The organism is Acinetobacter sp. YH16032, assembly GCF_013417345.1.
In the GTDB taxonomy this organism is placed as follows: Bacteria; Pseudomonadota; Gammaproteobacteria; order Pseudomonadales; family Moraxellaceae; genus Acinetobacter.
The window spans coordinates 54240-65825 of record NZ_VPEE01000005.1 but is presented as its reverse complement, the minus strand read 5'-3'; the positions used below and the strand labels follow the sequence as shown (position 1 = coordinate 65825).

Here is an 11586-nt window from a genome sequence, read left to right as displayed (position 1 = left end):
GTGCCTATTGATTTTTCGCGGTTTCAGCAGGAAGTGAAATCACCACAGTCTGTGATGTTGGTGGTGAATACATACGTAATTGTGTCACTGCACGTGTCCCAATCTGTGCAGTCGCTCCAAATGTCTGTTGCTCAATAAGTAGACGACCCCATTCAGCATTAATGTCTTCAAGCTCACGCATATGCGTATTAAATTCACGAAAATCTTGACGATAAGAATAGACCTGATAGACCACCATAAATGCGCTCACCATGACCATAGCGGTTAAAATGCTATAGATCAGTATTTTTTTTCGCACCAAGGGCGTTGCTACAGGTTCCTGTTGTTCTACGTCTTTTTCCTTTTTCATTATTCGCCTTTAAAATTTATTCGCTCTGCAACTCGCAACCAAGCACTTCTAGAACGCGGATTTTGTTTCACTTCTTCTTCACTCGCACGTACGCGATCAATTTTTTTCAAACGACGAGTTTCTTTAGGTTTCTGAGGTAAGCCCCAACCATCATCCTCAGCTAAAGTCGACTCTTTTTGAATAAATTGTTTAATAATTCGATCTTCTAAGGAATGGAAACTGATGACCGCTAATCGACCTCCATTATGAAGCATATCCAGTGCTTCAGGTAAAAAAGCATGCACATCTTCTAATTCTTTATTGATTTCAATTCGAATTGCTTGGAATGTACGTGTCGCAGCATGCTTATTCTTTTCCCATTTCGGATGGGCAACTTTTACAATTTCAGCCAATTGACTTGTAGTCTCAATATAACCTGCTGCTTTAATCGCTTTCGCAATGCGGCGGCTATATCGTTCTTCACCATATTGAAAAATAATATTCGCTAAATGCTCTTCATCAACTTCAACCAACCATTGCGCTGCAGTTAGGCCTTGAGAGTTGTCCATTCGCATATCCAATGGACCGTCTTTCATAAAGCTGAAACCACGTTCGGCCTGATCAAGTTGTGGCGATGACACACCCAAATCTGCCATAACACCATCGACAGTTTCAACACCGCGTTGATTTAAGGCTGTTTTAATATCTGCAAAACTTGCATGAATAATGGTAAATCTTGGATCTTCTTGTTCTAACTGAGCAGCCACAGCCAAAGCCTGCGGATCTTTATCAAATGCATAGACACGAGAATGTTCATCTAATTTAGACAAGAGAAGCCGAGTATGACCTCCTCGACCAAAGGTGCCATCTACATAAATCCCTGTATTACGCCCACCCAATAGAGCATCTACAGTTTCATGAAGTAATACAGAAATATGCGACATAATAACGTTTCAGAACATCTAAAAATTTAACTGCACATTATTACCTTGTTTTAATAAAGCTCCAAACGACTTTTTGTAGGTAAATTTTACTTTCTATAGGCAAAACCGTTTCATTCACTGGAATGTTCAAATAAAAAAGCCTCACTTAGAGGCTTTTTTATTGAATTTCAATTACTTCGGTATATTAACGACGGCTGTTATAAATCTGATCAAAAATCGCACCATTCACAAAATGTGCTTGTTGTGCTTTTGCCCAATCACCGAAAACCTCATCAATGGTGAATGTTTTTAACTTAGGAAATTGTTTTGAGTATTTTGCTAACACTTCAGCATTACGCGGACGATAGAAATGCTTAGCAGCCATCTCCTGACCTAATGGTGAATATAAATAGTTGATATAGCCAGTCGCCAACCATTTATTGCCATTTTTATCTACAGTACGATCAACGATGGCAACAGAAGGCTCTGTTAAAATCGAAATAGATGGATAAACAATATCAAACTGATCTTTGCCCAAGGCTTTTTGAGTGACCAGTGCTTCATTTTCCCAAGTGAGCAACACATCGCCAATTTTACGCTCAGCAAATGTCGTCATAGAAGCGCGCGCCGCAGAGTCCATCACTTTGACGTTATGGTACATCTTACCGACAAAGTCTTTTGCTTTCGCTTCATTACCACCTGGTTGTTTGAGTGCATAACCCCAAGCTGATAAATATACCCAGCGTGGTAGACCACCTGTTTTAGGGTTTGGTGTGATGATTTCTACACCCGGCTTAACAAGATCTTGCCAATCCTGAATTTTTTTAGGGTTACCTTTACGCACCATAAAAACAATAGTTGATGTATAAGGTGCAGAGTTATAAGGGAACTCTTTTTGCCATCCTTTATTGATTTGACCCGATTTCACGATCTCTTCAATATCATTTGCCAAAGCCAAAGTGACAACGTCGCCTTTCAAGCCATCAACCACAGAGCGTGCTTGTTTACCTGAGCCACCATGAGATTGTTTAAAGTTGACTTTCACTCCAGTTCTTGACTGCCAATATTGACCAAATGACTGATTAAACTCATCATAAAATTCACGAGTCGCATCATAAGATACATTCAGGAAATCACGTTGTGCTGCTTGAGAAGATACGCTGAACGATAAACCTGTTGCGAGTAAGCCCGCTGTAAGCAAGGCTTTAAATTGAGTTTTCATAGTCAAAAAATCTAGATATACATAATTAATCTAAATATATGAAATAAAATCATATTCATCAATTTAATTTAGACATGTGATTTACGTTATATTGCTACCATTTTTCTTTCAAGATTATGAATTAATTCATAAATCATCTTAAATACAGTCTATATTCAAATATATAGTATTTTATGGATTTCTTATAATTAAAAATGGATAGCATATCGCGATCCATTCACATAAGTTCTAAAAATAGATTATTTTTCTGCTGAAATTTGGTCGTAAATCGCGCCATTTACAAAGTGCGTTTGCTGCGCTTTCGCCCAACCACCAAATACTTTATCGATGGTAAATAATTGTACCTTTGGAAATTTAGTACTGTATTTAGCTGCGATTTTTTCATTACGTGGTCGAAAATTATGTTTAGCAGCTAATTCCTGCCCCAAAGGTGAATACAGATAGTTAAGATATCCTTTTGCAAGATTACGATTCCCATTTCTATCTACGGTTTTATCTACGATGGCAACAGAAGGCTCAGCTAGAATTGAAATGGATGGATAAATAATTTCAAATTTATCTTGCCCCAAACCTTGCGTCGCTAAGAGCGCTTCATTTTCCCAAGACAGTAAAACATCACCAATTCCACGTTCAGCAAAAGTCGTGAGTGATCCACGGGCTCCTGAATCTAACACTTTGACATTTTTGTATAATCGTTTGACTAACTCACGAGCTTTGGCATCATTTCCGGCAGGCTGTTTAAGTGCATAGCCCCATGCAGATAAATAAATCCAACGTGGCGCACCACCTGTTTTTGGGTTCGGGGTAATGATCTCAACACCTGGTTTGACTAAATCATTCCAGTCTTTGATATTTTTTGGATTGCCCTTTTTTACTAAAAAAACAATGGTAGATGTATAGGGTGCTGAATTATTGGGAAATTCTTTTTGCCAATTTTTATTGATATAACCTGCTTTTACAATTTCTTCAATATCATTTGCAAGTGCCAAGGTCACAACATCTGCTTGTAATCCTGTTGCTACAGCACGTGCTTGTTTCCCAGATCCACCATGAGATTGCTTAAATTGCACGTCTTGACCAGTACGTTTTTTCCAAAACTCACCGAAACTTTGGTTATATTCTTGATAAAATTCGCGAGTGGGATCATAAGAAACATTTAAAAATGATGTATTCGCCTGTGCAATCATACTGAACAACAATGCCCCAATACTCATTGTGCCCAATAATTTATTGAAAAAGTGCTTATTCATTAAAATCTCTTTTTTATTACATTTATGAATTGCACTATATTTTTTATTTACTTCAGTCACAATGTATTCAATAGACGAATTAAATCATTGTAAATATCTAAATTTTATATACATTTTCTTCATATGAATTGCATTTTTATCACTTATACTCTCTTTAAAATTTACCGCATAACATCATATCTTCACCAAATCTCCATATTTTATTGATAAAAAGAGGCAAAATTTATTTCAGCTACAGGTTGAGTAACTTAAGGATTGTTGAATAACAAATTGTAAGAAAGTGTGATGCATTTGTGCTTTTGTGAATTTTATGTTTAAAATGTAAACCTAATTACTCTTACAATAAATTCAAAATAGGGGAAAATTGAAATGAATTTGTGCTATTTACAAGCATTAAGCTTAACTTTATGTGTTTTTGGTATGAGCCAGACACATGCAGCAGCGTTACAAAACCCTGCTAAATCACTACAAAACTCTGGTGTTGCTGAAAAGTCTTTAACACCTATCGAACGCGCATTGACTCAACAAAAACGTGAACGTGCTGAGAACAAACCTTCTTCAGAGATGGATCAGATTAAAGTGATCACCTCTATTAAGAATGCTCCAACGCAAAACTTCCTAGCATCGCAACACCAACAGTTTTCGCGTTTTTTACAAAGTTTATTTCCTCAGCACACATCTTAAGCACCATTTTTCTCAATCTCCCCAATTGAGTCAAATTTAGCCCAGTCCGATTTAATGAATTAATCATTAAGCCACTGGGCTTTTTGCTATAATAAAACCAATTTTTATTTGATAACTTTTTCTGGCTATGACAGTTCGTACTCGTATTGCACCATCTCCTACAGGTTTCCCCCATGTAGGTACTGCTTATATCGCATTATTTAACCTATGCTTTGCTCAACAGCATGGCGGTGAATTTATCTTACGTATTGAAGATACAGACCAACTCCGTTCAACACCTGAATCAGAAAAAATGATTCTCGATTCATTGCGCTGGTTAGGTTTAAATTGGTCAGAAGGTCCAGATGTGGGTGGCCCTCATGCGCCATATCGTCAATCTGAACGTATGGATATTTATAAAAAATATGCGTTAGAACTGGTTGAAAAAGGTCATGCATTCTATTGTTTTGCCACTGCTGAAGAATTAGATCAAATGCGTGCAGAACAACAAGCACGTGGTGAATCTCCTCGTTATGATGGTCGTGGTCTAAAACATACGCCAGAAGAAGTTGAAAGACGTTTAGCGGCTGGCGAACCGCATGTTATTCGCATGAAAGTACCTGAAGAAGGGATTTGTAAATTTAATGACTTACTGCGTGGTGAAGTAGAAATCCCATGGGCACAAGTCGACATGCAAATTCTGCTGAAAACCGATGGCCTACCAACTTACCACTTAGCAAACGTTGTTGATGACCATTTAATGGAAATCACTCACGTGATTCGTGGTGAAGAATGGATTCCATCGGCACCTAAACACCAATTGCTTTACCAATATTTTGGTTGGGAAATGCCTGTGCTTTGCCACATGCCACTTTTACGTAACCCTGATAAGTCAAAACTATCTAAACGTAAAAACCCAACTTCAATCAATTACTACAAAGATATCGGTGTATTACCAGAAGCATTATTAAACTATTTGGGTCGCATGGGTTGGTCAATGCCAGATGAACGCGAAAAGTTCAATTTGACTGAGATGATCGAGAATTTTGACATCCAACGTGTATCGCTTGGGGGTCCAATTTTCGATGTAGAAAAACTCAATTGGTTAAACGGTCAATGGATCAAAGCACTTAGCCCTGCTGAGCTTTTAAATACTTTATTGGCGTGGAAGGCAGATCGTGCTAAGTTAGAGGAAATTGCGGCTGCAATTCAACCACGTATTAACCTATTGTCTGAAGCAGTGAATTGGTCAGCACATTATTTTAATCACTTCCCTACACTGTCTAAAGCACAATTCGAAAGTAAAAAGTTATCTGAAGAGCAAGTTCGTCAAAGCCTACAATTTGCAATTTGGCGCTTAGAAAGCTTATTTACTTGGAATAATGACACAGTTAGCCAAACGCTAATGGATTTAGCTGCACAAATGGAAATTAAATTACGTGACTTTATGCCTGCGTTCTTTATTGCCATTGCGGGTTCTACTGCTTCAACGCCAGTGATGCAAACCATGGTGACCATTGGTCCTGATTTGACTTTTGCTCGCCTGCGTCATGCACTCGAAATCATTGGCGGTCCAAGTAAAAAAGAGCTTAAAGTATGGGAAAAATTGAATCAAAGCTTAAAATTGCCGAAAAATGATGCAGTTGATGAAGCTTAATTAAATTTTTTATTGACGCATGAGTGTTATATCCCTAATATAGCGCTCACACAGATTGAGCACTTAGCTTGATACCTAGATTGCTTTTATAGCATTGACTGTGTTGCCTCATAAGTCCCTATCGTCTAGAGGCCTAGGACATCGCCCTTTCACGGCGGTAACCGGGGTTCGAATCCCCGTAGGGACGCCAAATTCTAAAAAAACCACTGACCTCGATCAGTGGTTTTTTTTCATCTATACATTTTTGATTTTAGTTTCGATGTTATAGAATTAAGTAAAAGAAATACGGAGCGCTCATGCAGTACCAATGCCCTAAATGTCAAAGTCGTAAAATTCTTCCTTTAGCGAGTGCTAATGCACCTGCTGTACGACCAAATGTTCCTAAAAGCTTAATCATCCTCGTACCCACTCTATTTTTACTCCTATTATTGGTCATTATTAGCGTTGTATTGATGATTTTTAGTAATGGTGCTGGTGAGACACTTCAAATTGCAACTGTGATCGTATTTTTAATTGCAGTGATAGCGGGTGTGATGTTCTGGAAAGATTTACCAGATTTCAAAATTTCGATGCAAGCCTTCATGCAATCTCAAAAGAAATGGAAATGCCGTGAATGTAATCACGAATGGGAAAATTAATTGTTTATTTTCATCTATCCTTAAAGCTCATTTGAGCTTTAAGGACTTAAAATTAAATAAATTTAAATTTTATATATGAGTAGTAGACAAAACCTTCAAAAGAGCATAATTTAATGAAATAGATCTCATTTTTGCATGGATAAGCAAGGAGAACCATAATGATAATAAAACTATTTCAATCACTATTCTTTGATCTAAAACGTACTCGAACAGCTAATTTATCCAATCTCGAGCCATCCACATCCTTAAACCCTCGAAATCAAATGTGGTTATACCTACGTGATGCATTACGTGGGAATGCTGAAGCACAATATCAATTAGGTCTGAGTTACTTAAATGGTGAACTAGGTTTGGATCGAAATTATCAAATTGCTGAAAAATGGCTGAACCAATCAGCGAATGCTGGAAATGAAAATGCAAAAAGAACTCTACTTCAAGCTTATAGTCTTTTAGCATTTTCATAGAATTAATTCATAAAAAACCAGCCTGAAGGCTGGTTTTTTTATTAGATGGAATTAACCACCAATTTTGCGATATTTCTGGCGCTTAGCCACTAAATCATCGCCATCACGTTTACGACGGTATTCTTCGAACTCAGCATAGTTTCCTGTGAAGAATTCTGGTGTTTCACCTTCGAATGACAAGATGTGCGTTGCAATACGGTCAAGGAACCAACGGTCATGCGAAATGACCATTACAGTACCCGGGAATACTAAAATTGCATCCTCAAGGGCACGTAAAGTTTCGATATCCAAGTCGTTCGATGGTTCATCGAGAAGGATAACGTTTGCACCCATTTGTAGAATTTTCGCAAGTTGTAAACGGTTACGCTCACCACCTGACAATTGACCTACACGCTTCTGCTGATCTTGGCCTTTAAAGTTAAAACGACCAATATATGCACGTGATGCGATTTCATATTCACCAATACGTAAGATATCTAAACCGCCAGAAACTTCTTCCCAAACCGTTTTATTGTTATCTAAGGTGTCACGAATCTGACCCACGTAAGCCACTTTAACTGACTCACCTAGCGTTACCGTACCTGTATCAGGTTGTAATTCACCTGTCATCATACGGAATAGTGTAGTTTTACCAGCACCGTTCTCACCCACGATACCCACGATCGCACAAGGAGGAACAACAAAAGATAAATCTTTGTAAAGTGTACGATCACCAAACGATTTGCTGATGCCTTCAACTTCTACAACCTTGTTCCCTAGACGTGGACCAGGTGGAATGTAGATTTCAGACGTTTCGTTACGTTGTTGGAATTCACGAGAGTTAAGCTCTTCAAAGCGTTCCATACGTGCTTTATTTTTCTTTTGCTGACCTTTTGCATTAGAACGAACCCATTCAAGTTCTTTTTTCAATGCTTTAGCAAAAGATTCTTCTTGCTTCTGTTCTTGCTCTAAACGAGCATTTTTCTGCTCTAACCAAGAAGAATAATTACCTTGATAAGGGATACCCATACCACGGTCAAGCTCAAGAATCCACTCAGCAACGTTATCCAAGAAATAACGGTCATGCGTAATCGCAACGATTGTACCAGGGAAGTCTTTTAAGAAACGTTCCAACCATGAAACAGATGATGCATCCAAATGGTTCGTCGGTTCGTCAAGAAGCAACATGTCTGGTTTAGACAAGAGCAAACGGCAAAGTGCCACACGACGGCGCTCACCACCTGACAATTTAGTGACATCAGCATCCCAAGCTGGCAAGTTTAACGCTGCCGCTGCTTGTTCAAGCTGGTTATTTAAGTTATGCGCATCCCAAGTTTGAATAATTGCTTCAAGCTTTTCTTGCTCTTTTGCAAGTGCATCAAAGTCGGCATCTTCAGCTGCATATTCAGCGAAAACTTCATCAAGACGAGCTAATGCATCAAGTGCTTCACGAACGCCATCTTCAACGTTGCCACGAACGTCTTTTGTTTCATCTAATGGCGGCTCTTGCTCAAGGTAGCCGATCTTGATACCTGGTTGTGCACGAGCTTCACCAGAGAAATCTTTATCTACGCCAGCCATAATACGAAGCAAGGTAGATTTACCTGCACCGTTTAAACCAAGAACACCAATTTTAGCGCCCGGGAAAAATGATAAAGAGATGTCTTTAAGGATTTCGCGCTTAGGCGGAACCATCTTAGACACACGGTTCATCGTGTAAATATATTGGGCCACGTAGGACTCCTCTATAAAAAAAACAAAATCCGCTGTAAATACAAATCGCGGACAAATAATTAGGGAGCATTATACGATGAATACGATAAAAACATAAGCCATACGCCCGAACTTGCAAGGAATGTTACAAGTTTATTTTTCATCAAATTCACCATTCAAAGTGCACAAGAATATGGCTTTTAAATGAGCAACATATGAGAATTTTAGATAACTTTTTCAATATTTTATAAATTTTATAATATGATTAGGGTGCTATATTCTCATTGAACAATTTTTAAACCACAAGAAGATCTCAAAATGACATATAAGGACGAAACCCTCGCCATCCATGCTGGATACTCACCTGAACCAACGACTAAAGCAGTTGCGGTACCCATTTATCAAACGACGTCTTACTCATTTGATAATACGCAACATGGCGCAGACCTATTCGATTTAAAGGTCTCTGGGAATATTTATACACGGATTATGAACCCAACGACTGCTGTGCTTGAACAACGTATTGCAGCACTCGAAGGTGGGATCGGCGCATTAGCACTTGCATCAGGTATGGCAGCCATTACCTATGCCATTCAAACCATTGCTGAAGCTGGGGACAATATCGCTTCTGTATCTACACTTTATGGTGGTACATATAATTTATTTGCACATACGCTACCAAAACAAGGGATCGAAGTGCGCTTCTTCGATTATCAAAATCCAGAAAGTTTGCGGGCACTTGTTGATGAAAAAACTAAATTAGTCTTCGTTGAGTCTATTGGTAATCCACTCGGCAATATTATTGATTTAGAGGCGATTTCCAAGCTTGCACATGAACTTGGTATTCCTGTGATTGTGGACAATACGGTTGCTACACCAGTGCTTCAAAAATCTTTTGAATTTGGTGCAGATATTGTTGTTCACTCTCTAACCAAGTACATCGGCGGACATGGTAATTCGATCGGCGGTATCATTGTTGACAGCGGTAAATTCCCTTGGGGTAAATATCCAGATCGTTTTAAAGCGTTAAATACGCCCGATCCAAGCTATCACGGCGTGAACTATGTCGAAGCGCTTGGTGAAGCAGCTTATATTGCACGTGCTCGTGTCGTGCCATTACGCAACACAGGTGCAGCGATTAGCCCACAAAATGTTTTCTTAATCCTACAAGGTTTAGAAACATTAAGTCTACGTATGGAACGTCATACTGAAAATGCTTTAAAAGTTGCTCAATATTTACAAGCTCATCCAAAAGTAAAATGGGTAAATTACGCAGGATTACCTGATCACCCGCAGCATGCTTTAGCTCAGAAATACGTTAAGGGCAAACCTTCAGCAATTCTTTCATTTGGTGTACAGGATGGCTTAGCAGGCGGAACTCGCTTTATTGATGCCCTACAATTATTCACACGATTGGTGAATATCGGTGATGCAAAAAGCTTAGCATGCCACCCAGCAACCACAACGCATCGCCAACTGAATGAAGAAGAGTTAAAAGCTGCTGGCGTTTCTACGGATATGGTTCGCTTATCTATTGGAATCGAACATGCTGACGATTTAATCGCCGACCTAGAACAAGCGCTCGCTCAAGTTTAATTTTGATAATGCATTAGAAATAAAGCCTCATGATTGAGGCTTTATCCTCATTTACCTTAGGGTCTTTTTTAGTTATTTTACTCGTATTATCAAATACAAAAATTAGAGCATTTACTCTAATTTTTACAATAAATTCATAAACTTATGCCATGGTTTATTTTCATTTTTCCACTATACTGATTTGTATGACACGTTGCAAAAGACGTGTTGCACAATTCATTGCATTTACAGGGAGAATGAAGTGAATAAAAAATTAGAACAGCGTTTTAAAAAACGTGTCCATGGAAAAAATATTCTGATTACAGGCGCATCCAGTGGTATCGGTTTAACTGTTGCACATCAATTGGCTGCGGCAGGTGCGCATGTATTATTGGTGGCACGAACTGAGGAAACTTTACAACAAGTAAAATATGAGATTGAGCAAAAAGGGGGAAAAGCTGACATTTTTCCTTGTGATTTGAATGATATGAGTTCAATCGATGCTGTAACGCAACAAATCTTCGATAGCGTCACACATATTGATATTCTAATTAATAACGCAGGTCGTTCGATTCGCCGTGCAGTCCATGAGTCCATCGACCGTTTTCATGATTTTGAACGCACGATGCAACTCAACTATTTTGGTGCTGTTCGCCTCATTTTAAATGTCCTTCCACATATGATAGACCGTGAACGTGGACATATTATTAATATTAGTTCAATTGGTGTATTAGCCAATGCTACACGCTTCTCTGCATATGTCGCTTCAAAAGCTGCATTGGATGCATTTAGCCGTTGCCTATCAGCTGAAGTACATGCGCATAATATCGCTATCACCTCGGTCTACATGCCTTTGGTCAGAACGCCGATGATCGCTCCAACTAAAATATATAAATACGTGCCAGCACTTTCACCGAATCAAGCTGCAGATTTAATCGCTGGTGCTATTGTGAACCGTCCAAAAAAGGTAGCGACTGGTCTTGGAAAACTTGCATCAATTACTTATGCAATTGCACCTGATATTAATAATAAATTGATGTCGATTGGATTTAATTTATTTCCAAGCTCTACTGCTTCTGTCGGTCGCCAAGAGAAATTAAACATTGTACAGCGTGCATATGCCCGACTATTTCCTGGCGAACATTGGTGATCGAACAAGTTAATTTAAGTACTT

At 38.7% G+C, this 11586-nt stretch carries 11 protein-coding genes and 1 tRNA gene; 7 read left to right on the top strand and 5 right to left on the bottom strand.

The annotated features are described in order from the left end of the window. Window positions 1-4 precede the first annotated feature (4 nt). The 4 genes from ftsL to FTV32_RS05590 form a co-directional block, all read right to left on the bottom strand. A complete protein-coding gene (ftsL, locus tag FTV32_RS05605) occupies window positions 5-349 on the bottom strand; it encodes a cell division protein FtsL (RefSeq protein ID WP_035263955.1) in 345 nt (114 codons plus the stop codon). Continuing rightward, window positions 349-1272, bottom strand: a complete 924-nt coding sequence (gene rsmH, locus FTV32_RS05600; RefSeq protein WP_035263954.1) for a 16S rRNA (cytosine(1402)-N(4))-methyltransferase RsmH — start codon at window positions 1270-1272, stop codon at window positions 349-351. Before rsmH ends, ftsL begins: the two co-directional genes overlap by 1 nt. 184 nt (window positions 1273-1456) lie before the next feature. Beyond that, the gene (locus FTV32_RS05595) at window positions 1457-2473 is read right to left on the bottom strand and encodes a sulfate ABC transporter substrate-binding protein (RefSeq protein ID WP_035263952.1); all 1017 of its coding nucleotides are present in this window, start codon (window positions 2471-2473) and stop codon (window positions 1457-1459) included. A gap of 239 nt (window positions 2474-2712) precedes the next feature. Next, complete coding sequence (locus tag FTV32_RS05590) at window positions 2713-3687, bottom strand: sulfate ABC transporter substrate-binding protein (protein WP_155756936.1); 975 nt, start codon at window positions 3685-3687, stop codon at window positions 2713-2715. 405 nt (window positions 3688-4092) lie between these two features. On the opposite strand from FTV32_RS05590, the gene FTV32_RS05585 reads away from it, so the two are divergent. The 5 genes from FTV32_RS05585 to FTV32_RS05565 all read left to right on the top strand — a co-directional run bounded on the left by FTV32_RS05585 (window position 4093) and on the right by FTV32_RS05565 (window position 7145). Further along, on the top strand, window positions 4093-4407 hold the full coding sequence (locus tag FTV32_RS05585; RefSeq protein ID WP_035263950.1) for a hypothetical protein: 315 nt from the start codon (window positions 4093-4095) through the stop codon (window positions 4405-4407). A 127-nt stretch (window positions 4408-4534) separates the two neighbouring features. Continuing rightward, window positions 4535-6043 (top strand): glutamate--tRNA ligase, encoded by a 1509-nt coding sequence (gene gltX / locus FTV32_RS05580; RefSeq protein ID WP_035263948.1) that lies wholly within the window; start codon window positions 4535-4537, stop codon window positions 6041-6043. Between the two features lie 114 nt (window positions 6044-6157). After that, window positions 6158-6233 (top strand) — tRNA-Glu (locus tag FTV32_RS05575). Window positions 6234-6339: 106 nt separating this feature from the next. Continuing rightward, a complete protein-coding gene (locus FTV32_RS05570) occupies window positions 6340-6681 on the top strand; it encodes a membrane protein (RefSeq protein ID WP_035263946.1) in 342 nt (113 codons plus the stop codon). 158 nt (window positions 6682-6839) lie between these two features. Beyond that, on the top strand, window positions 6840-7145 hold the full coding sequence (locus tag FTV32_RS05565; RefSeq protein ID WP_051586493.1) for an SEL1-like repeat protein: 306 nt from the start codon (window positions 6840-6842) through the stop codon (window positions 7143-7145). Between the two features lie 51 nt (window positions 7146-7196). Here the strand turns inward: FTV32_RS05565 and ettA are convergent, their stop codons facing one another. Then, the gene (gene ettA, locus FTV32_RS05560; RefSeq protein ID WP_035263944.1) at window positions 7197-8858 is read right to left on the bottom strand and encodes an energy-dependent translational throttle protein EttA; all 1662 of its coding nucleotides are present in this window, start codon (window positions 8856-8858) and stop codon (window positions 7197-7199) included. Between the two features lie 297 nt (window positions 8859-9155). Between ettA and FTV32_RS05555 the strand changes: the two genes are divergently transcribed. Together FTV32_RS05555 and FTV32_RS05550 are read left to right on the top strand one after the other, a co-directional pair. Further along, window positions 9156-10433 (top strand): O-acetylhomoserine aminocarboxypropyltransferase/cysteine synthase family protein, encoded by a 1278-nt coding sequence (locus FTV32_RS05555; protein ID WP_035263942.1) that lies wholly within the window; start codon window positions 9156-9158, stop codon window positions 10431-10433. A gap of 241 nt (window positions 10434-10674) precedes the next feature. Continuing rightward, window positions 10675-11562: an SDR family NAD(P)-dependent oxidoreductase gene (locus tag FTV32_RS05550; RefSeq protein WP_035263940.1), complete on the top strand. Its 888-nt coding sequence runs from the start codon at window positions 10675-10677 to the stop codon at window positions 11560-11562. Window positions 11563-11586 lie beyond the last annotated feature (24 nt).

Coding starts and splice junctions, on each gene's coding strand:
- ftsL (WP_035263955.1), bottom strand. CDS start 349: ATGAAAAAGGAAAAAGACGTAGAACAACAGGAACCTGTAGCAACGCCC.
- rsmH (WP_035263954.1), bottom strand. CDS start 1,272: ATGTCGCATATTTCTGTATTACTTCATGAAACTGTAGATGCTCTATTG.
- FTV32_RS05595 (WP_035263952.1), bottom strand. CDS start 2,473: ATGAAAACTCAATTTAAAGCCTTGCTTACAGCGGGCTTACTCGCAACA.
- FTV32_RS05590 (WP_155756936.1), bottom strand. CDS start 3,687: ATGAGTATTGGGGCATTGTTGTTCAGTATGATTGCACAGGCGAATACA.
- FTV32_RS05585 (WP_035263950.1), top strand. CDS start 4,093: ATGAATTTGTGCTATTTACAAGCATTAAGCTTAACTTTATGTGTTTTT.
- gltX (WP_035263948.1), top strand. CDS start 4,535: ATGACAGTTCGTACTCGTATTGCACCATCTCCTACAGGTTTCCCCCAT.
- FTV32_RS05570 (WP_035263946.1), top strand. CDS start 6,340: ATGCAGTACCAATGCCCTAAATGTCAAAGTCGTAAAATTCTTCCTTTA.
- FTV32_RS05565 (WP_051586493.1), top strand. CDS start 6,840: ATGATAATAAAACTATTTCAATCACTATTCTTTGATCTAAAACGTACT.
- FTV32_RS05555 (WP_035263942.1), top strand. CDS start 9,156: ATGACATATAAGGACGAAACCCTCGCCATCCATGCTGGATACTCACCT.